Source organism: Leptolyngbya sp. ST-U4, from assembly GCF_039962215.1.
Lineage (GTDB): Bacteria > Cyanobacteriota > Cyanobacteriia > Elainellales > Elainellaceae > Leptolyngbya_A.
Genome location: NZ_JAMPKZ010000002.1, coordinates 182,277 through 203,745, shown reverse-complemented (window position 1 = coordinate 203,745; position 21,469 = coordinate 182,277). Strand labels below are relative to the sequence as shown.

At 51.3% G+C, this 21,469-nt stretch carries 18 protein-coding genes; 8 read left to right on the top strand and 10 right to left on the bottom strand.

The genetic code is table 11. The features are described from left to right. Positions 1 to 520 precede the first annotated feature (520 nt). Entirely contained in the window at positions 521 to 1,357 is an 837-nt protein-coding gene (locus NDA02_RS06430) for a YdcF family protein (RefSeq protein ID WP_242067401.1), read from the top strand. Here the strand turns inward: NDA02_RS06430 and NDA02_RS06425 are convergent. Together NDA02_RS06425 and NDA02_RS06420 are read right to left on the bottom strand one after the other, a co-directional pair. Beyond that, entirely contained in the window at positions 1,309 to 2,331 is a 1,023-nt protein-coding gene (locus tag NDA02_RS06425) for an aspartate carbamoyltransferase catalytic subunit (protein WP_190792571.1), read from the bottom strand. The genes NDA02_RS06430 and NDA02_RS06425 overlap by 49 nt on opposite strands. A gap of 109 nt (positions 2,332 to 2,440) precedes the next feature. Further along, positions 2,441 to 3,343, bottom strand: coding sequence for a J domain-containing protein (locus NDA02_RS06420; protein WP_190792572.1), 903 nt, complete (start codon positions 3,341 to 3,343; stop codon positions 2,441 to 2,443). Between the two features lie 1,150 nt (positions 3,344 to 4,493). On the opposite strand from NDA02_RS06420, the gene NDA02_RS06415 reads away from it, so the two are divergent. From NDA02_RS06415 to NDA02_RS06405, 3 genes are all read left to right on the top strand, one after another. Continuing rightward, positions 4,494 to 4,895, top strand: a complete 402-nt coding sequence (locus NDA02_RS06415; RefSeq protein ID WP_348254644.1) for an SHOCT domain-containing protein — start codon at positions 4,494 to 4,496, stop codon at positions 4,893 to 4,895. A gap of 88 nt (positions 4,896 to 4,983) precedes the next feature. After that, positions 4,984 to 5,538 (top strand): ComEA family DNA-binding protein, encoded by a 555-nt coding sequence (locus NDA02_RS06410; RefSeq protein WP_348254643.1) that lies wholly within the window; start codon positions 4,984 to 4,986, stop codon positions 5,536 to 5,538. 142 nt (positions 5,539 to 5,680) lie between these two features. Then, the gene (locus NDA02_RS06405; RefSeq protein WP_348254641.1) at positions 5,681 to 7,408 is read left to right on the top strand and encodes a succinate dehydrogenase/fumarate reductase flavoprotein subunit; all 1,728 of its coding nucleotides are present in this window, start codon (positions 5,681 to 5,683) and stop codon (positions 7,406 to 7,408) included. Between the two features lie 46 nt (positions 7,409 to 7,454). On the opposite strand, the gene NDA02_RS06400 is transcribed toward NDA02_RS06405, so the two are convergent. After that, positions 7,455 to 8,003: a GNAT family N-acetyltransferase gene (locus tag NDA02_RS06400; protein WP_348254639.1), complete on the bottom strand. Its 549-nt coding sequence runs from the start codon at positions 8,001 to 8,003 to the stop codon at positions 7,455 to 7,457. A 583-nt stretch (positions 8,004 to 8,586) separates the two neighbouring features. Between NDA02_RS06400 and NDA02_RS06395 the strand changes: the two genes are divergently transcribed. Next, complete coding sequence (locus NDA02_RS06395; RefSeq protein WP_348254638.1) at positions 8,587 to 9,045, top strand: metallophosphoesterase family protein; 459 nt, start codon at positions 8,587 to 8,589, stop codon at positions 9,043 to 9,045. An 11-nt stretch (positions 9,046 to 9,056) separates the two neighbouring features. Here NDA02_RS06395 and NDA02_RS06390 read toward each other — a convergent pair whose 3' ends face one another. The 4 genes from NDA02_RS06390 to NDA02_RS06375 all read right to left on the bottom strand — a co-directional run bounded on the left by NDA02_RS06390 (position 9,057) and on the right by NDA02_RS06375 (position 15,099). Continuing rightward, positions 9,057 to 9,497 carry a ferritin-like domain-containing protein gene (locus NDA02_RS06390; protein ID WP_348254636.1) on the bottom strand — a complete coding sequence of 147 codons (441 nt, stop codon included), beginning with the start codon at positions 9,495 to 9,497 and terminating at the stop codon, positions 9,057 to 9,059. A gap of 313 nt (positions 9,498 to 9,810) precedes the next feature. After that, a complete protein-coding gene (locus NDA02_RS06385; protein ID WP_348254634.1) occupies positions 9,811 to 11,643 on the bottom strand; it encodes a cadherin-like domain-containing protein in 1,833 nt (610 codons plus the stop codon). A gap of 169 nt (positions 11,644 to 11,812) precedes the next feature. Continuing rightward, on the bottom strand, positions 11,813 to 14,341 hold the full coding sequence (locus NDA02_RS06380) for a type I secretion system permease/ATPase (protein ID WP_190793349.1): 2,529 nt from the start codon (positions 14,339 to 14,341) through the stop codon (positions 11,813 to 11,815). Further along, positions 14,338 to 15,099 carry a peptidylprolyl isomerase gene (locus NDA02_RS06375; RefSeq protein ID WP_190793348.1) on the bottom strand — a complete coding sequence of 254 codons (762 nt, stop codon included), beginning with the start codon at positions 15,097 to 15,099 and terminating at the stop codon, positions 14,338 to 14,340. Before NDA02_RS06375 ends, NDA02_RS06380 begins: the two co-directional genes overlap by 4 nt. Positions 15,100 to 15,421: 322 nt before the next feature. Here NDA02_RS06375 and NDA02_RS06370 point away from each other — a divergent pair, with 322 nt between their 5' ends. Beyond that, positions 15,422 to 16,357, top strand: a complete 936-nt coding sequence (locus tag NDA02_RS06370) for a phosphoribulokinase (RefSeq protein ID WP_190793347.1) — start codon at positions 15,422 to 15,424, stop codon at positions 16,355 to 16,357. A gap of 174 nt (positions 16,358 to 16,531) precedes the next feature. After that, positions 16,532 to 17,134, top strand: coding sequence for a hypothetical protein (locus tag NDA02_RS06365; RefSeq protein WP_190793346.1), 603 nt, complete (start codon positions 16,532 to 16,534; stop codon positions 17,132 to 17,134). 124 nt (positions 17,135 to 17,258) lie between these two features. Here the strand turns inward: NDA02_RS06365 and lipA are convergent, their stop codons facing one another. The 3 genes from lipA to gmd form a co-directional block, all read right to left on the bottom strand. Beyond that, complete coding sequence (lipA, locus tag NDA02_RS06360; protein WP_190793345.1) at positions 17,259 to 18,128, bottom strand: lipoyl synthase; 870 nt, start codon at positions 18,126 to 18,128, stop codon at positions 17,259 to 17,261. A gap of 87 nt (positions 18,129 to 18,215) precedes the next feature. Further along, entirely contained in the window at positions 18,216 to 18,407 is a 192-nt protein-coding gene (locus tag NDA02_RS06355) for a YqaE/Pmp3 family membrane protein (protein ID WP_190793344.1), read from the bottom strand. Positions 18,408 to 18,483: 76 nt separating this feature from the next. Beyond that, positions 18,484 to 19,557 (bottom strand): GDP-mannose 4,6-dehydratase, encoded by a 1,074-nt coding sequence (gene gmd / locus NDA02_RS06350; protein WP_190793343.1) that lies wholly within the window; start codon positions 19,555 to 19,557, stop codon positions 18,484 to 18,486. Between the two features lie 599 nt (positions 19,558 to 20,156). Here gmd and proB point away from each other — a divergent pair. After that, positions 20,157 to 21,266, top strand: a complete 1,110-nt coding sequence (gene proB, locus NDA02_RS06345) for a glutamate 5-kinase (RefSeq protein WP_190793342.1) — start codon at positions 20,157 to 20,159, stop codon at positions 21,264 to 21,266. Positions 21,267 to 21,469 lie beyond the last annotated feature (203 nt).

Sequence of the window (21,469 nt, the reverse complement as noted above, 5' to 3'; positions counted from 1 at the left end):
GCGATCGACCCGTCAAAGTGCAAATAGCCCTGTCATCTCAGCTCTGATTCAGGCTTGATTCTAAATAAAGGACTGTATCTTTAACCGTTAATAAATATGAAGCGTCGTTTCTCTTAATTTCACTTTGTAAATGATTTTTTGAATCATCGATCGAATTGAGAATTGCTGCGCGGCAAACAGAAGGATTGGAATAATCTTGCAGCCCTAACCATTAAAATCCGAGCGACTCCCAATCCTTCTACAAGACGTTTTGCACCGCGTTTGATAGGGTGTTTGAAAAGTCCTGATTGTCACCCGGACTGCCCTTAGCCTTCTATCCTCGGGAAACCGGGCTTTCTGCCAAGTTTCAAAGCCCCCATTTCCGGGCAACTCAGCGAGCGAGGTAGCACAGGGAACCCTGCTCAAACCCCCCTGACCGATTCTGCCGAAGGTGGTCTATATCACAGCATGATCGGCTGAGGGATGAGTACACTAGCCTCTGAGAAATTGAACTTTTGTAAACTGTGCTACTGCGCTCGCCATGATGGATCCGGCTCTTTGTACTGCTGAGTCTGTCAGCTTGTGGACTCGCTCAACGTCTCTTCTGGTCAGGCTGCTGATGAATCCTCAGTGGGTGCTGCCGCCCCTGATGATCTGGATCATTCTGCCCTGGCTGCTGCGAATTTTTCGGCGCAAATGGCTGTATAGCGGAACGGGTGCGGTGCTGCTGCTGGTTTATCTGCTGCTCGGATCGCCGCTTACGGCAAATTTGGGAGAACGGTTTCTCACCGGGGCATTTCCCGGAGATTCAGGCGAACCCGTTGAGGCGATCGTGATTTTGGGGCGCGGAAGGGAGCTAAGACCCCAGCGTGTTCAGACGGCGGCAGCGCTGTGGCGAAATGATGTGAAGCAGTTTTCCCAGGTGGGTCATCGCGCTCCCCTGATTTTTGCCAGCGGCAGAGGCGATGCCCTAGAAATCGCTGCTATGCTGAAAAAAGGCGGCATTCCTGCTTCAGCGATCGACGGCGAACCCTGCTCGCGCACCACCGAGGAAAATGCTCAATTCACGGCTGCCTTGCTTCAGCCCAGAGGCATTCACCGAATTCTGCTGGTGACAGATTTGCCCCATTTGCGGCGATCGTGGCTCACCTTCCGCAGTTTAGGCTTTGAGGTAATTCCCCATGCCAGCCCCCTGCCGCCGCAATTCCCCGAACGTAAAACGGCATTTCTAGTCGTCAGAGAATGCTTTGGCTTCGTGACTTACGGCTTGCTCGGACGCTACACGCCCCGCAGTGTGACCGAAACTCCAACAGCGATCGTCCAACCTGCTCAGCCCGTTGCCGAAACAGAAGCGTTTTTTCCAGTTGCCATCAGATAAAGCAGTGCCATTCGCACCGCAACGCCGCTTGTCACCTGTTGGGAAATCAGGCTGAACTGCGGATCGTCCATCAGTTCGGAGCTAATTTCGACACCGCGATTCACTGGACCTGGATGGAGGACGCGCACGCCGGGCTGACAGTGCTTCAGCCGATCGAGGGTGATGCCAAACTGCTGATGATATTCCCGCAGACTGGGCAGCAAATGCTGGGTCATGCGCTCCCGTTGAAGCCGCAGGGTCATGACAAAATCGGCATCTTTCAGGGCGGGGCCAAGCGATCGGTGAATGATCAGTTTGCGCGGCAGCGCTGGAGTAGACTCTGATTGTACAAAGTCTGAAAATTGCCTGGGCAGTAGTGTGGGTGGACCTGCCAGGTGAACTTCTGCACCGCTTGCCGTCAGGCTCCACAGGTTCGATCGCGCTACGCGTGAATGCAGGATATCGCCGACGATCGCAATTTTCTTATCCTTCAGCAGCGAAAGTTTGGGCGTTTCAGGATCAATCAGCGTGCAAATGGTAAACAGATCCAGCAATGCTTGAGAGGGATGCTCGTGCTGCCCATCCCCAGCGTTGAGAATGCCTACTCGCGTTTGCAGCCGATCCATTTCTTGCGCGATCGCCAGGGGAACGCCTGCTTCCTTGTGGCGAATTACCATCAGGTCTGCGCCCATTGCCAGGTAGGTTTTTGCCGTATCCAGAATCGTTTCGCCTTTAGTTAGCGAAGACGTACCGGGAGCAAAGTTGAGCGTATCAGCAGACAGTCGCTTTGCCGCGAGTTCAAAGCTGCTGCGGGTGCGGGTTGAGGATTCAAAAAACAGATTGGCAACCACCTGTCCCTGAAGAGCAGGCACTTTTTTGGTGCGTCGAGACAGCACTTCCTGAAAGCTGGCAGCCGTTTGTAGCACCACATCGTACTCAGACGGTTGAAAGTCAGCCAGGGAAATAATGTGGCGGCGCGTCCACCCTGTCGTCATACTCAGTTTCCCCAAGCGGATCTTCAAAATTGTACTGCATGGGGCAAAGACTGTCTGAAAGGACTGTCTAAAAGGACTGCCCGAAAGAACTGTCTAAGAGAGAATTGCTCTAGCGTTTCCGTCCGAAGAGGCTAAAGAGCCCTCTATTCGCTGGCTTTGCTGAGCTATTTGCAGTTGGGGTCTCTAGGGAAATTTTCAGCTTTTCAGCGTAGTACACTGCCAGGGGGTCTTGTGGATTAAACTTGAGGGCTTGCCGGAAGTGAACTTTCGCCATGCCTGCCAGGTTTTGCATCAGGTATGCTTTCCCCAGCAGCGAATGAAATTCAGCTCGGTTTGGCTCCAGCCGGATCGCATCCCGCAGTTCTGCCACTGTCTGAGACCAGTTTTCCTTTCTGCCGTACTCCCGCGCTCGCTGGTAGTGTCGCTGAGCGTAGTTATCTTCGGTTGCGTTTATTTCTTCTTTAAGAGCCGCCTTGGTCGGACGCTCGATCGGCGCGGAAATAATTCCAGTCCGTTTTTCGAGAATCAGGAGTTCGCCCATTTTGAGATACAGATAGATGAGATTTAGCTCAGTGAGCTGTTGGGTCACAGACTCAAAATCACTGAGCGGTAGAAATTGCGATTCAGACAACCGGGTGACTGCCTGCTCATAAAAGACATCAACCTGGGGCACGGGCGTTTTGATCAGGCGTTGTCCCACTTCCGTCTGGGGCAAGAGTGGTTCGTCTTTATTAATACGGCGTACCCGGAAGCGCAGGGTTGCCACCATATCGGCTCTGCCTTTCTCCTGCTTGAGCTGCTGATAGGCAGGGTTAACCAGACGAGCTAGCAGTTGAGTCGCAAAGTTTCGATCGCTGACCGACTGAGTATAGCTATCGGGATGAAGCAATTTTGCGATGGTGCGATATCGCTTCAAAACTCGGCGATCGTCTGAAGTCACGGACAGACCCAGAACCGCATAGGGATCTGAAAACTGCGTCAGCCAGTCAGGGGAGAAAGAAGTCTGCGACATGGAATCGATTCTCGGATAGTTGAGATGCAATAAATGGAAGAAGCAGTAGAAATTCCAAAAATGGATTAGGAAAAATTGATGAACTGATTGCTATTAAGTAAGTCTGACTCCTGTTTCGCTCACCTGCCGACGATCGAACAGCCGTCGTGCTGGAAGCATATCCAAATCAAGGAGCTGAACAGACTCGCAACAGTCACCCAGCTAATCCAGTAGATGCAGAAGACCCTTTAAAGGCTCAAATCAGAAACGACGCTAGAAGAACAGCTTGAGTGAAGCTTTAAGCCGTGTGATCAAACCACCCCAAATTCGGCAAAAGACATGGTCAAGTCAAGCAACACTGATGCAGTGGGGATACCGGAGGCAAAGTCAGCAAATGTTTTTTAGATGCGCGACCGTAATGACTGAATACGCCTGGTGAGAAGCAATTAAGGCAATTATGCTTCAGAAAAGGATGTAAATCGGCAGTTTCACAATTTAACTTCTCGACTTTGCTTTTTCGATGACCCTAATTCACACACTACAGGCTAGGCTTCACGGCTCAGGCTGCCCTCGCAAATGCAGGTTTAAAATGAATTTTAAGATTTTGTAGATTACCCTTGCAAATTACGCTTGCTGTAAATATTTGCTGTAAGAACTTTCAGCACACAAGGTAAATTGCTAATTCAGCAATAAATTAGTTTTTTACAGACGATGCTTTAGACCATCATTGTTTCAGACCATCATTTTAGACAAGCACTCCTCCTGAGCAGCATAGTAACCAAGCGTATTTACCGAGCGGATTTACCGGGTAGACACTCATTGGATAGACCACTTACTGGGTAGACTTAGTGGGTGGAACCACTGAGTGAACTTTGCTTGGTATTTCCGTATCTTTGCGTAGTCTACAACTCTTTATTCCTGCATGACACGCCTGATCCAGAAATTTACTGTATCTTTAGAATGCAAATCTGCCTAAAGGCTTGATCGGTGTGCATTTCCAGGGATAACTCTGTCAAGTAGGCTGAAGAATACGGAGGAATGGACGATCGATTCGGATGTTTATTTTGTCTCCGCTAAGCGTTATAGAATGGCAATTCTTGTGACGCGATCGAAACTTTTGATGAACTTGCAGTATTTTCTGGAAGACTTAACTTAAAGGCGAGTTTGCTCCATGCTGAAAAAACCGAAAGACCGTCGCGTTGCTGCCTTGCTGGCACTGGCTGGAGCCGTCTCTCCCATCTCTGGCTGGCATAAGTTCTACCTGGGACAACCGGGCTGGGGCTGTCTTTATTTCACCCTATCACTGGTCAATCCCTGGAATCCGATTCCCCGTATTGCCAGTGTGATCGAGGCAGTTTGGTATCTGTTTCATGGGGAACATGCGGAATCGAGTTTATCGCTTTCCCTGCCCTCCCCCCGCTTCGATCGCCCTTCTAACCCAGCCGCAATTCATCCACAGCAGGTCACGGCATTTGGTGATGCGCTAAGAGAGCTGGACACCCTACGGCAAGAAGGACTGATTTCAGAATACGAATTTGAACAAAAGCGGCGACAGTTGCTCGATGCCAAGTAGCTCCCCTTTCGGGGCGATCGTGCCTGGATACTGCCTCAGGCAATCATCTTAAATCTGAAGATTCAGAAGATTCAGAGGAAAGCAAGCAATGGGACTTTCAGACTGGCTCAATGGTATGACGCAGGGCAAGCCGCTGCAAAACGCGCTGCACCCCCTTCGATCGCGCCTGCTCAACGATCCCTACTACCGAATGCAGTCCCTTGAAGAAGTGCGTCTGGCTGCCGCTCTAGGGATTCGGATCGACGTGAATCAAGCCTCGGTAGACGACTGGCTGCGCCTGCCCGGACTCTCGATTCATCAGGCTCGATCGCTCGTTGCCCTGACCCAATCCGGCGTTGCGTTTCACTGTCTGGAAGACATTGCCGCAGCTCTCAACGTCCCCCTTTCCCGCCTCCGCCCTCTGGAACCTGTGCTGCAATTTTGCTATTACGCCCCCGATCGTCCTGATGCCCTTCCTCGCCTCAACGCCAATACCGCTACCTTAGAGGAACTTATGCGCCTGCCCCCGATCGACACCGCCTTGGCAAGGGCGATCGTTCAACACCGGCAATCTCACCCCTACCGCAATCTCCCCGATCTCCAGCAGCGCCTTCACCTTTCCCCCCAACGCACCGCTGACCTGATGCACTACCTTTTCTTTTAACCCCTCATCTTCTAATCCTTCGTCCCCTCACCTACTCTCCATGTCCCTATTCCAAAAAACATAAAGAAGTATCGACCTTTCCCCCCAAACCTTTGTCATCTGCGCCACGATAGATCCAGAAGTCATTCAGACAAGGCTGGACATGATTGAACATGATGTGGTGATCGTCGGGGGAGGACTGGCAGGATCGCGAGCTGCGGTAGAAATTGCTCGCACCGATCCCCGTCTCAGTGTGGCAGTCATTGCGAAAACCCACCCGATTCGATCGCACTCGGTCGCAGCACAGGGCGGCATGGCAGCAACCCTAAAAAACGTAGACGATCAAGACACTTGGGAAGCACACGCCTTTGATACCGTGAAGGGTTCTGATTATCTGGCAGATCAGGATGCAGTCGAAATTCTCACCCGTGAAGCTCCTGATGTGGTGATCGACCTGGAGCACATGGGCGTGCTGTTTTCCCGATTGTCAGACGGACGTATTGCCCAGCGAGCTTTTGGTGGACATTCCCACAAACGCACCTGCTACGCCGCCGACAAAACCGGACACGCCATTTTGCACGAATTGGTGAACAACCTGCGCCGCTATGGGGTTCACATTTACGACGAATGGTACGTGATGCGCTTGATTTTGGAAGAGGGACAGGCAAAGGGTTTAGTCATGTTCCGCATTCGGGACGGCAAGCTGGCAGTCGTACGAGCAAAGGCAGTAATGTTTGCGACGGGCGGCTACGGGCGCGTTTACAACACCACTTCTAACGACTACGCTTCCACAGGAGACGGACTGGCAATGACTGCCGTCGCTGGGCTGCCGCTGGAAGATATGGAATTTGTCCAGTTTCACCCGACAGGTCTTTATCCGGTAGGGGTTCTCATTTCAGAGGCAGTCCGGGGGGAGGGCGCATATCTCGTTAATAGCGAAGGGAAACGCTTTATGGAAGACTATGCTCCCAGCCGGATGGAGCTTGCGCCACGTGATATTACTTCCAGGGCGATCGCCAGAGAAATTCGGGCTGGACGCGGCATTCACACCGACGGCAGCGCAGGCGGACCCCTTGTGCATCTGGATGTGCGGCACCTGGGTAAAGAAAAAATCATGAGCCGGATTCCGTTTTGCTGGGAAGAGGCGCATCGTCTGGTCGGCGTGGATGCGGTCAATCAACCGATTCCGGTTCGTCCCACAGTGCATTACTCGATGGGCGGCATTCCCACTAATACGGAGGGACAGGTTCGCAGCAGTGCCGAGGGCTTAGTCGAAGCCTTTTTTGCAGCGGGAGAGACTGCCTGTGTTTCGGTGCATGGGGCAAACCGTCTGGGCAGCAATTCGCTGCTGGAATGTGTGGTGTACGGTCGTCGAACCGGAGCAACGATCGCCCGCTACGTGCAGGATCGCAAACTGCCCGAAGTTGATGAGAAAAAGTACATCACGCAAGCAGAACAGCAGATTCAAGCCCTGATAGCGCAGCCTGGAGAATATCGAATCGACCAGATTCGGCAAAGGTTCCAAGACTGCATGACCGAATACTGCGGCGTATTTCGCACTGATGCCCTGATGCGGGAAGGACTGAGCCAACTTCAAACGATTCGGCAGCAGGCACAGCGAGTTTATCTGGATGACAAAGGCAAACTCTGGAACACCGAACTGATCGAAGCTCTGGAACTCCAAAGCCTGCTGATTGTGGGTGAAATGATCCTCACCAGTGCCCTCAATCGCCAGGAAAGCCGGGGGGCACACTCACGAGAAGATTTTGTCGATCGCAACGACACCGATTTCCTCAAACATACTCAGGCATACTTCTCGTCCGCCGGAATTGATATCCGCTATCGTCCGGTTACGATTACCATGTTCCAGCCACAGGAGCGAAAATACTAGCAGTTAAGGGCAGAAGGTTGTTTGATAAGGCGCATGAGCCGTTAATTTACCAAAGTCCTTCTGCTCTCTCCCGGCTAAAAACCAGCGTATCTCGCGGAGTCGAAGCCAGATTCGGACGTATCATCGCGCGAGGTACAGTTTTCTCGTATTGCAAACTGCTTTTCTCTAAAACCCTTGCCGATGCTCGGTTATCAATATCGCAGGTTGCCCAAATGCGATCGACATCTGGTAAGTTCATCAACCAAGACATGACAGAATGAACCGCTTCGGTTGCATAGCCCTGTCCCCAGTATTTCCGATTTAGCACGTAGCCAAAATCCGCCTCAGACTGCTCAATTCGACATGATATTGTGCCAACTGCTTGATCTTCTGGCTTAACGGTTATTGCCCAGCAAAACTCTTTGCCTGTATTCCAGGAGCAAATACACTGTTCTAGAAAAGCAACTGCATCTTGAATAGCGGTATGGTTGCGCCAGATCATATACCGGGTTACTTCAGGATTGCTGCCATACTCAAAGACCGCTTCAGCATCGCTGAGCAGCAGACGACGGAGGATAAGGCGGTTTGTAATCAGGGTGTGCGGAGCTTGAATCACGTTTCACTTTTCATTAGCTTGTAATTTAATTCAAGATGCTTATTCAAATTTCTGTAAATAAAGGTACAGATTCTAAAAACTGTTTATGAAATGGTTTCCCAATAGCATGAAGTGATAACTAAAGCATCTTGCTCCTGCTCGCACAACCATCTCAAGAGTGATGCTCTAATTAGGAAAAGTAACTGCGATAAGTGCGTCAAAAAGCTTAAAAGATTTCTGTTATTTCTTAAACAGGATAATCCTTGAAATGTAGTTTCAACTGAGCTATAGCATTCTTTAGGCTATCTATCGGCTCTTTATTGCTATTTTCCAATTTATTCCGCGTTCTATTTCCGCATCTTTTCCCCAAAAACTACGTGTTCTACCTGCAACGCGTTCGGGTTGAATGATACGACCTTATCAATTTCTGAAGCGATCGGTTTCATTTCTAGGGAGTTCACGTTGATGCAACAGTCTCAAGAATGATGTTGACCATCAGAAATTATCACTATGATGAACGAAAAAAGAATAAATGGAAAAAACGGATGGGAGAAAACGTGAAAATTTTTGTTATTCATTTGTTATCCCATGAGTATGAGACAACATGAAAGTTGGCGTTATTTCTGACACTCACGGTTTAGTTCGTCCTGAGGCGATCGCTGCCCTGGCAAATTCTGAGCTAATCCTTCATGCCGGAGATATTGGCAAGCCCGAAGTGCTGGAGGAATTGAAAACGATCGCCCCCGTGATCGCTGTGCGCGGCAACAATGATAAAGGAGCGTGGGCAAACGCCATTCCCGAACGGGAAACAATCGCGATCGAAGGGCTGTCTGTTCATTTGCTGCACATTGCAACTGAACTCGACTTCAACCCCATCACGACGGGGGTGCAAATTGTGATTAGCGGCCATTCTCACAAGCCCAGCATTCAAGATTTGAACGGAGTCCTGTTTCTTAATCCAGGCAGTGCCGGACCCCGTAGGTTCAAGCTACCTGTGACGATCGCCCAGCTTCAAATTACAGGCACATTGGCTGAGGCGGAAATTGTGCCGCTCGATGTCTAGGGATTGTCCCTCTATGACGGACGAAAATCGCGCAGCATTTTGCCTAATTCCATACCGTGTGCTTCTTCCTGACCAATCATCGTGCGGGCAAATTCTTCAAGATAAATGCTGGCATCTTCCACAACTTCTAAAAGCTGTTTGTAAAGTGCAAGAGCTGCTTTTTCGTGATTCACACTTTCCAACAAAATATCGTAAATTTCGTGTTTATAGGTTTCTTCGATCGGCGCAATTTTCAAACTGGGATGTCCGTTTAATCCCGTAATAATTTCACCTGCCTGCTGAGCATGAAGCAGCGATTCGCTTGCCTGAGCTTTCAGAAATGCGACGATCGGGATTCGATTCGGTCCAGTAACCATCAGCGAATAGTGCGTATAGCGAACCACGCCTGCTAATTCGGCTTCGAGAATGGCATTGAGGGTGTTAGTGGCAGCCTGGAGATCAAGTTCTTTCATAAGGCGAATCCCCCTTCCGGGAACTGTGAAGCAATCGATTTTACGTCATACCGATTTAAGTAACAAGCGCAGGCAGTTAAGACCGGAGTAAAAGACGGCTTCTTTTCTATGCTGTGGTTTTCGCTTGCACTAACTTAGGAATGAAAATCCTTCGCAATTGTACAAGCTGATATTTTTCATAAAATGCAGCTTGTGGCTGATTTCAGCTTGAATCCCCCCATAGAAAAGGGAAGAATTGAATTAACAACTCCTCCCTGACGTGCGCCCTAAACAGGTTTTCGATCCGGTCATTGCAAACGATGTTGCGAATTGATCAACCGATCGTGAAATTAAATGTGCCGTTTGTCGTTAGCAAGCCATCGCTGACGCTGAAGCCAAAGTTGTCAGAAACGATAGAAGTGTCGTAGAAGAAGAGGCGGTCAATCAAAGCGGGACTCCCTCCACCGATCCAGGCAGCATTGTTGCCCGAAACAACAGGTATTCCCTCAACAGCTGCACCCCCAACCAGATCCTGGGAATTGCCTGCAAGGATGTCATAAACTGCTGCTTTGAATCCGCCTCCTGATGTGTTGGTATAGCCAACTTTGTTGCCGTCAAAGCTCGTCACATCAGCAGTAGTTGTAGACGGAGGAATAATTCGGGTTGCAGCTCCGCCGATCGTGAACAAATAAATTCCGTCGTTGGTTCCGCCTGCTGTACCGCTGCGTTGGAAGACAATTTTTGAACCAGAGATGAGCGGGTTAGTATCGTTGTCTGCACTGCCGTTAATTGAACTGACTCCGCCTGATGTGGTAACGTCTGCATCATATAAAATATCGGATTCAGTTGAGTTCCGACGTTCCCAGGTTACAGCGGAACCCGAAATCTGCGCTCTGCGATCGGTATAAGCAGAGTTTCCAACACTCAGTTGAGTTTGCGTTGGTCCTAACGTCGCCAGATCATAATAAAAAATTCCATCATCTGCGTTTGTCGATGCGCCTGCGATATTATCGCGCTGAAACACTAGTTTGGAACCAGATAAAGCAGGATCAATATCGTTTAAGGTTATGCTGTTGTTAACTGCTCCCGAAGCTCCATCGCTGAGCCGATAGTACCGAATATCATGCTCTCCTGACGGATACCTCCGTTGCCAGACCACAAAGCTGTCCGAGATTCTGGCGTTCGTGTCTGCTAGCGGATTGTCACTCAGGCGTGTGGTTGCTCCAGATGTACCGTTGTATAAGTAGATTTCAGCATCTGTGCCTGTGCCGCTCTCCCAGACGACATTCGAGCCAAAAATTTTGGGCCCACTATCTTCTACTGTGTTGTCACTGAGTTGAGTGATCGCTTTATTTATGCCGTTGTAAAAGAAAATTTCTGTGTCCCCAGTGCTGTCCTTTGCGCCCCAGACTACATTAGAGCCAGAAATCTGTGGGAAAGCATCGCTAGATATTTGTCGACCTGCATTAGGAATGTCCTTGGCAGAGTTTTGCTTGTAGGTCAGCTTGTTGGTGTCAATGTCAGTCTGCGTGAAGGCACTTCCCACTCCAAGCGGGGTTCCGTTAAGGAAGAGCGATCCAGAAGCAGGCAAACTGGTGACACGATACAAAAGCTGGTCTGCGGTTTGCTGCGTGTCGCTAGAGAACAGATTGGTTCGTCCGATCGTCCCCGTTCCATTGCGGCTGACGATTAGTGCTGTGTTAGTGCCGATCGTTGGCGCAGTATTGGTTGGAATTCCGCCACCCGGAGTTCCACCACCTGGAGTTCCGCCACCCGGAGTTCCACCGCCTGGAGTTCCACCGCCTGGAATTCCAGGAAGTGGAATTGGTGTTGCGGCAACCTGGAGCTGATAGCCTGTACTCGCTTCCTTCGTGTTTAGCCGAATATAGAACGTGCCTGCCTCCAGCGTGGTTTTAATCGATTCTGACAAGCGATCGGCTCGGCGAGAAGAGGCAATGACTTTGCGGGTGCTATCGAGTAGCGACACATCAACATTCGATCGCAGCTTTTTCAGGCTCAAATCCAGGCTGCTCCGGCTGGTCAGATTGAACTTGAAGAAGTCGCGGGGATCACTACTGCCGCCGATCGTTTCTCTGCGCGTCTTTGGACCCGTTGCCAGGTTCAGCGATCGGGCGGAGAGCAACGTATTTCCAGAATCTCGTGCCATAGGGGGCCTCTTTTCCATAAACTCCTGCTTTTGTCAACAGTTGAATTGGGGATTCTTCCGGAAATATTTACAATCCTTGATTTTGTGATTGAGGATACAAACTGCTGGTCATAAAAAATCGCCCTTCAGAACTCAGATGAAGGACGATCGATCGTTTTTGGCAGAGCTTTTAAACCGCTGCCTGCTGACGCTGATACAGCGACCAGTAGAGTCCCTTTTGCTGAAGCAGTTCATCGTGTTTGCCCCGCTCAACAATCACGCCCTTCTCCATTGTCAGAATCAGGTCAGCTCGTTTGAGGGGCGAAAAGCGGTGGGCAATCATAAACATCGTGCGTCCGGGAGAAACCCGCTTCAGGTTTTCTAAGACTTGCTGTTCGGTTTCGGCATCGAGGCTGCTGGTAGCTTCATCCAGAATCAGAATCGGCGCAGTCGAGAGAAACAGTCGTGCCAGAGTAATTCGCTGTCGCTGTCCACCCGAAAGTGAGGTGCCGCGTTCGCCTACATTGGTTTCGTAGCCGTTGGGCAGGTCGCAAATAAAGTCGTGTGCCACAGCCAGCCGCGCCGCTTCCACTACCTGTTCTGCAGTGACTTCCGGATTGCCCAGCGTAATGTTCTCCAGGATTGTGCCGTTAAACAAGAAGTCTTCTTGCAGCACGACAGCAATTTGAGGACGCAGTGATGCCAGATCTGCACTTTTGACATCAAATCCATCAATCAAAATTCGCCCGCCTTCGGGCTGATAGAGCCGCTGAATCAGCTTCGACAGCGTACTTTTCCCGGAACCGCTTCGCCCCACAATACCGACAAACATTCCCGGTTCCGCATCAAAGGAAATGCCGCGCAAAATTGGCTCCTGCGCTTCCTGGTAGCGGAAAAACACCTGCTCAAAGTTAACCTGACCTCGCAGCGGCGGCAGCATTAGTCCGGTTCCTGGTTCTGCTTCCGGTGCAACGTTGAGAATATCGCCAATCCGATCGACCGCGAGCAGCACTTCCTGTAAACTCTGCCAGAGCTGCACCAATCGCAGCAGCGGACCCGTCACCCGACCAGACAGCATTTGGAAAGCGACTAATTGACCGATCGTGAGTTCCTGCTTGATTACCAGATGCGCCCCAAACCAGAGAATCAGTAGGGCAGAAAAGCTGGTGAGAAAATCGCCGACGTGGTTGCTGATATTCGCCGTTGTGGCTGCTTTGAATCCGGTACGAACAAAGCGGGCGTAAAGTCCTTCCCAGCGATCGCGTGAGGTTTTTTCTGCTGCATGTGCCTTCACCGAATGAATCCCTGTGATCGTTTCCACCAGGAAAGACTGGCTATCCGCGCTTCGGTTAAAGGTTTCATTCAGCCAGGTTCGCAAAATCGGCGTAGCGATCAGCGTCAGAATTGCAAACAGCGGAATCGCCGCCAGCGCAACCCCGGTCAGGGTCGGGCTGTAGTAAAACATCATCACCAGATAAATCACGGAGAAGATGCTGTCCAGCACCACCGTGAGAGCCGTACTGGTCAGAAACTGACGGATTTCCTCTAGCTCCTGCACCCGCGCCACTGTATCCCCAACTCGACGCGCCTCAAAGTAAGACAGCGGCAAGCGCAGCAAATGGCGGAAAAGCTGAGCCGACAATGCCATATCCAGGCGGTTTGTCGTGTGGGTAAAGATGAACATCCGCAGGATGCCCAGCAATGCCTCAAAGACTGCCGCTCCCAGCAGCGCGAACACCATCACGTCCAGCGTAGGAATGCTGCCCTGCACCATCACTTTGTCGATAATGACCTGAGTGACGACGGGCGTAACTAGACCCAAAAGCTGAAGCGTAAACGACGCAATCAAAACTTCGGTCAGCAGCGTCCGAAACTTCCAGACAGCGGGCAAAAACCAGCCCAGGTTGAACTGTTCCTGCTTATGAATTAGCTCCGCTTGCCAAAGCTGCCCATCCCAGGATTCTTCGACCAGCGCACGTGGCACGGTTTCACAGGTGCGCCCCGGATTCATCGGATCGCCAATAATTAGACGATCGCCCCGCACGCCATAAGCCACGACCCAGTGTTCCGGCTGCTGCCACTGTAATAGAGCCGGGAATTTGATTTGCCGCAGATCCGTCCAGTTGCCAATCAGCAGGCGGCGAAGCTGAAACCCCGCTTTTTCTGCCCCGTCGATCACATTTTTGGGACGCCGACCGCGCAACTGTCGCTGCATCCATTCCAACTGCACGGGCGTATCGAGGTGCTGTGCCAGCATTGTGAGACTGGCGGCGGCGGTATTCAAGCCCGCAACAAACGGATAGCCGGAAATGGGCTGGGGCGCGGCGGAATAGTTTGGCTGATAGCGCGATCGTACCGATGCCCAAAACTGCCGTAGCTCCGTTGTATTGAGCAATTCCCAGTCCGACTGGCTCCACTCGGCAACCACCACTGCTTTATCGGCGGCTCTGGCTTTCCACTGGTCGGTCAGGTGCAGCAAATCGCCAAACCAATCCCCTGCTTTTAGCAGCACCGGACTGCCCTCGCTGGGAACCAGCCGCACTTTGCCCGTCAGCACCACAAACTGACTGCCCGGCGTTTCCGTAGACCAGATCACTTCGCCCAAATTACAGGAGCGGGTCTTGGCCCGACCTTTAAGCAAAAGCTGCTGCTCTGGATTCAGCCAGGAAAGGGGCGGATTTTGCCAGTCGAGATTGGCAAGCAGGTCATTGGTAATCATGCATTCACCTGAATCTTAATCGGTAGCGTTTGCATCTTCTCGCCCAGCCATTGTTCAAATAGCTCATCCTGCAAGCTCTGATGAAGCTGCGGATCGTCGAGCGTTGCCGGAAGCAGTGCCTCCACGCGAAATAGCCCCCAGCGTTCTTCCATGCCAATCGGACCCACGACCTCCCCTGGCTGTGCCAGATCGATCGCCGCCCGCAGAATATCGGGCATGGTGCCGCGACTGACCGGACCGACCATTCCATTCATCAGGCGATCGTCCGTGAGCGAATAGTCTTTGGCAAGCTGCTCGAAGCTACTACCTTCCTGCAACTGACTCTTTAATTCCTCTGCCAGTTCCTTATCTGCAACAATAATTCGGGAGAGAACGACGCGATCGAGGAACACCTTGCGTCCGATAAAGTATTCCTGCAATTTCGGCTCGGTGATGTCGTCTTTGAGCTTTTTCAGCCGAAAATTGGTCGCAAGCTGGGTGTGGAACGCTTCATAGGTCAGCCCGTGTTCGTTGAGCCACTGCTGAAACTGGTTGGGGTCGGTCAGCTGGTTTTGCAACCGGAAGTCGATCACGGCTTGTTCGATCGCTACCGAACTCATGGCTTGTTGGCTTTGCGCCTGAAGCTCGCGCTCGATCACAAATTGCCGCACAATATCACCAATAAAGCCGTCTAGTTTGCGGCTTGCCTGTAAATATCGAAAGATTTGCCCGATGGTGATGGGCTGTTCGTCAATGGTCAGAAAGGGTTCGGATGTCATGCTCATCCTAATAAAGCGTCATAGCTAACCCATTATGCCCAAATCCACTCGTCCTCATACAAATTTCAAAGTTTGGTTAAGTGGATCTACTTGACCGGGGTCTAATCAATGAGTGGTTCTACGGAATAGCCAAAACTCATCTGCTTCTTTTCTCCGGCTCTCCCTCCTAGTAGGCAAAAATCAGTTTTGTAATCGATATTTGTAATCGATCGCTAAAAAACTTTACCTTCCTCTGATCTCCAGAACCCATAGAATAAGAAGACTTAAAATTTAGTCATTTGAAACAGCGACTTCTAGCAGGGAAAACTAGCGGGGAAAACCGATGTCTGATCGCCCGATTATTGTTGGCATTGTCGGAGATAGCGCAGCTGGAAAAACTACTCTGACACGTGGCATCGCTCAGGTATTGGGCGAAGAAGATGTAACTGTAATCTGCACCGACGACTACCACCGCTACGATCGCCAGCAGCGGGCAGAGCTGGGAATTTCTGCGCTCCATCCCGACTGCAACTATCTCGACATTATTCAGCAGCACCTCAGCCTGCTCCGCAGCGGACAGCCGATTCTGAAGCCGATTTATAATCACTCGACGGGGATGTTTGATCCGCCAGAGTACATCAAACCCAGCCGCTTTGTAATTGTTGAAGGGCTGCTCGGCTACTCGACACGCGGAATGCGTGATTCTTACGATGTCAAGGTTTATCTTGCGCCCCCAGAAGAGCTGCGAACTAACTGGAAAATTAAGCGAGACACCCGCAAGCGCGGCTACACCGAAGAGCAGGTGATGGATCAGATGCGTAAGCGAGAATCCGACTCGGAAGCTTTTATCCGTCCGCAGCGACAGTGGGCAGATGTCATCGTATCGTTTTACCCTTCCAATAGCGGCACTCCGCAAGACGATTTGCTGCTGAATGTACGGCTGGTGTTGCGCCCGACCATTCCCCATCCTGACTTTTGCAATATTCTGCCCTGCGGTGCTCCAGTTAGCTCTGCAGTGCGCCTCGGACTCGATCGCGATATGGGTAAACCCGTAGACCTGCTAGAAATTGACGGTCACGCTACCTCAGAACAGGTGCAGCAGCTCGAAAGAATGCTCTGCAACGAAGTGCCTTACCTGGGTAAGTTTTGCAGCATTGCAGGCAGCGAATCGACGATCGGCAAAGTCGTCGGCACTACGGGCGAAACGCTCCAGAGCTATCCACTAGCGATTACCCAGCTCCTGATCACCTACCACATGCTAAAGGCACTCAACCTTTAAGCTCCGCAAGTTCCCCTACTTCTTCCGGCAAAAAACACAATGAATTGGCAGCTAATCTGGTAGCGGAGGGAGTGGCAGTTCTAGCGGAGGCAGCAGAGGCAGCGATGAGTAGAACACGATTCATCGAATATTTGCTCAGCTAAACTTGACATCAATCGGCAAATACAAGTCTAGATGGAGATGGCAAAAGATTTTGGTTCTCTGGTTCCCCGCAGTGGCTTAGCTGGGCTGTGGGATCGGCTTATTGGACCGGGTGCTACCCCAGCCGAAAATACTTTAATCGTAGTCAGCTCTATTGCGGGTACGTTTGGGGCTGTACTGCGACTTTGGTGGCTAGGGTTTGACCCCCTGCATCTCGTTATAGGAGCCATCCTCAGTTTTGACATCCTTGGTGGAGCCGTTTGCAATGCAACTGACACTACAAAGCGATGGTATCACCGACCTGAAGTGACCTGGGTTCAACACCTTGCCTTCGTCCTGCTCCACCTTACCCATGTAGCGATCGTCTCGTGGCTTTTTCGAGATTCGCCTCAGTTCGACTGGCATTATTTTGGCTTGATTAGCTCTTACCTGCTTATTGCGACCTTAGTTGTAGTGTCTGTCCGCAGTTACCTTAAACGACCGATCGCCGCAGGGCTATATCTAGTTGTCATTGCGATCGAGCTGTACGGGATTAGCCCAACGCCGGGCATAGAGTGGTTTATTCCGACCCTGTTTCTGAAGCTATTGATCGGTCATCTCGTTCCTGAACAGTTGCAGAGCCCTAGGATGCCTTAGCGGAGCGGAGCGCATTACTCCTCAAAAGCCAAAAAGCTTTTACTCGTCCGCTAAATTATACGCTCCAGGCTTGCGCCGCTGCTTTGCGGGTGTTCGGGTCATTGAGTTTTCGGTTATGAAATCCCTATCGCGGATACTTCTGCATCAGTTCACGCACCTGCTCCGCATGATAGGAACTGCGCGTCAGCGGCGACGAAACCACCTGCAAAAAGCCAATCGCTTCCCCAAACTTGCGCCATGCGTCGAACTGCTCCGGCGGCACAAACTCCTGAACGCCTAAATGCTTCTGGCTGGGCTGGAGATATTGCCCGATCGTCAAAATGTCGCAGTCTACCGATCGCAAATCCTGGATCACCTGCCGTACTTCTTCGTCAGTTTCGCCTAAGCCCACCATGATTCCTGACTTGGTGTAGACCGACGGAGCACTCTGGCGCGACTGGCTCAAAACTGCCAGCGATCGGGCATAGTCTCCTTGGGGGCGCACTCGCCTGTAGAGCCGGGGAATCGTTTCGGTATTGTGATTGAGAACTTCTGGCTTCGCCTGCAAGATCAGTTCCAGTGCAGTCCAGTTGCCGCACAAATCGGGAATCAGGACTTCGATTGTCGTTTGGGGAGAAACCGATCGCACCGCCTCAATACAGCGAACAAACTGTGATGCACCGCCGTCGGGCAGATCGTCCCGGTTCACCGAAGTAATTACGACATGATTGAGCCGCATTCTTCGCACTGCTTCAGCTAAACGATCGGGTTCGCTGGGATCGAGTGCCTTCGGCTTTTTCTCAAAGTCAATGTCGCAGTAGGGGCAGGCTCTCGTGCAGGCTGGACCCATAATCAGAAACGTAGCGGTTCCAGCGTTGAAGCACTCACCAATGTTGGGACAGGATGCCTCTTCACACACCGTATTCAGTCCCAAATCGCGCAGCACTTCTTTAACGTTACCGACCCGCTCCCACTGCGGAGCTTTAACTCGTAACCACTCTGGCTTAACTATCACAAAAATCCTGGATCGATCGCTAAATGAAACAAATCCATCTTAACAGCAAGCGATCGACCCATTGTTACACTTCTAGACTTGTGGGGCTTATGAATTGGTCACACCGCTGCCAAATTTTTCTTCGTGCTTCGAGATTGCCCAGAGCGCGTGAATAGTTCCGGGAACCCAACCCAGCAGAGTTAGCCCAATATTAATAGCCAGTGCGCTACTGACGCCGTAGGTAAACAAAATTGCCACAGGAGGTAGAACGATCGCCAAAAGGTATTTCAGAATTTTCATTGGTTTTTCTCAACTTGACACTGAATAACCTCATTGTTGGCGATCGTCCTGCAACCTACCTCCTTCATGGGGACGATTATCGGCTTACTACTTTTTGCCGAACCGTTGCGTGATCTAGCACAGGCTGAAGGATGTGACCGTTAAGGGGCACTAAGCCCATTGCCTTCAGGTCTGCTTCAACCATCAAATGCACGAGCTGTTCAAAGGTAACGCTCGGTTCCCAACCCAGCTTAGTTTTTGCCTTGGTCGGGTCGCCAATCAGCAGATCCACTTCTGCCGGACGCAGATACCGCTCGTCAAACTCCACATAGTCCTGCCAGTTCAGATTCACATAGCCAAATGCCAGGTCGAGGAATTCTTTTACAGAATAGGTTTCGCCTGTCGCGATCACATAGTCATCCGCCTGCTCTTGCTGGAGCATCAGCCACATGGCGCGCACATAATCTTTGGCATAGCCCCAGTCCCGCTTAGAGTCCAGGTTGCCCATGAACAGCTTGTTCTGCTGTCCTGCAACGATTCGCGCTAGGGCACGAGTAATCTTACGGGTCACGAAAGTTTCACCACGTCGGGGCGATTCATGGTTAAACAGAATGCCGTTGCAGGCAAATAGCCCGTAGGATTCGCGGTAGTTCACCGTTTGCCAATGGGCATAGACCTTTGCACAGGCGTAGGGACTGCGGGGATAAAAGGGCGTGGTTTCTTTTTGAGGCACTTCCTGTACTTTGCCGTACATCTCGGAAGAACCAGCCTGGTAGTAGCGAACTTCGATTCCGGTACGCTGCTGGTAATCGCGAACAGCTTCAAGCAGGCGCAACGCTCCCATTCCGACAGAATCGACGGTGTATTCGGGGGAGTCAAAGCTGACACGAACGTGGGATTGGGCTCCCAGGTTATAGATTTCGTGGGGTTTAATTTCCTCTAGAATCCGGCGCAGCGTCGTCCCGTCGGTCAGGTCGCCATAATGCAGGAACAGGCGGGCTTGCTCTTCGTGGGGGTCGTCGTAGATATGATCAATGCGATCGGTATTGAAGGTCGAGGTGCGGCGAATAATGCCGTGAACTTCATAGCCCTTCTCGAGCAACAGTTCGCTTAAGTAGGAGCCATCCTGACCCGTAATCCCCGTAATCAGTGCGCGTTTCTGTTCAGTCATGCTGCTTTCTTTTGTATAAGGACTTAGACGATTGGCAAGCTCATCGTTCTCCCGACCGTTTGCTAAACCGGGGGGCAAGCTTGTATTGTTTTCCCAGTCATTTGCCGGGTCAGGCGACGTTTTCTAGGTCAAAGTCGCTTTCTGATAATTATGCAAACCCGTGATCATGCGAACCTGCTGTGATGTCAAAGTAGTCGTCATGTCAAATCCAAGATTGTCATGAACTAGCATTCCCGCAGACAGAGCTTTAATTCCCATCGGCTGTCCGATTCGTAACAGAACCTTGGCGAGAAACAGCTTTCGAACGTCAAAGGTCAACAGTTTGTTGAACTCAAGGTGAACTCAAAGGGAGCTGACCGTACGATCACTTCAGCCACCACTTGAACTATCAGAAGAACGAATTGGCGCTCCTTCTTTGCATTATTTCACGGGATTCAGAAGCATATCCGTATAGTTGGTCTTGAAGGTTTTGTAAGTGATTAATAAAAATTCGGTGAAAGCCCGCCCTGCCCGGAAGCCTACAAAATTCGATACAATCCTGAATCTGGAACACCGCATTGGTTTTCTGATCCTTTTCTTCTATCCTGCTTCTTTTGGTCATGGGTCACACGCTGGTCGTTAAAATTGGCACTTCAAGTCTGGCTCAACCCGACACCGGATTTTTGGCATTGGCGACGATCGCCCAGCTGGTTGAAACGCTCAGCCAGCTTCGGCAGCAGGGGCATGATGTGATTCTGGTCTCTTCGGGAGCAGTCGGGGTGGGCTGTGCCCGGCTAGGGTTAACCGAGCGTCCACGCAGCATGGCCATGAAGCAGGCAGTCGCAGCCGTAGGGCAGGGTCGCTTAATGCGGGTATATGATGACCTGTTTAGTTCGCTTCAGCAGCCGATCGCCCAGGTATTGCTTACCCGCACTGACCTGATGGAGCGCAGCCGCTATGTCAACGCCTACCGCACCTTTCGGCAACTTTTGAAGCTGGGCGTGATTCCGATCGTGAACGAAAACGATACGCTTGCCGTCGAAGAACTCAAATTTGGGGATAACGATACCCTTTCGGCGCGGGTTGCCAGCTTGGTGGGGGCAGATTGGCTATTTTTGCTTACCGATGTCGATCGCCTTTATTCCGCCGATCCGCGTTCCCATCCAGACGCTCAGCCGATTCCCGTGGTGGAAGATATCGAGCAGCTCAGCCAGTTTGTAGAAGTGGGTGACCAGGGCACAAGCTGGGGCACAGGCGGCATGGTGACTAAAATTGCAGCCGCCCGCATTGCCACACTCGCTGGAATCCGCACCGTGATCACCGAAGGTCGATCGCCCCAAAATTTGCTCAAGATCCTTGCAGGAGAGTCGATCGGCACTCGATTTGAGCCGCAGCCCGATCGCGTTAATGCCCGTAAACGCTGGATTGCTCATGGTCTGGTTCCTGCCGGAAAGCTGGTTTTAGACCCAGGGGCGATCGTGGCAATTCGGGATGCCGGAAAGTCGTTGCTGGCGGCAGGAGTGCGCGAGGTAGAAGGCGAGTTCCAGATGCACGATGCAGTGTTACTTTGCGATCGATCGGGTCAGGAAGTGGCGCGGGGCATTGTCAACTACACCAGCGGTGAACTGCAAAAGATTCGCGGCTGTCATTCCGAGCAAATTCCAAAAATCTTAGGCTATGGTGGGGCGGAGACGGTAGTGCATCGCGACAACCTGGTGTTAAGCAGCTAGCCGAAATTCTGGGTAGACGGGTGTGTATGGGGTTGTTTCAGGGCACTCTACAGCAGAACCCCTTTAGAGGGTTTATACTTACCCCAATCGACAGATGAAATCGCTAAAATAGCCATTACTTCGGTTTGCTTTCCAGCTTGAAGGGGCAGTTGCTCTTGGAAAGGACTTCCACCTGTGCTTAAAGAAGCTTCCTTTGATCGAGA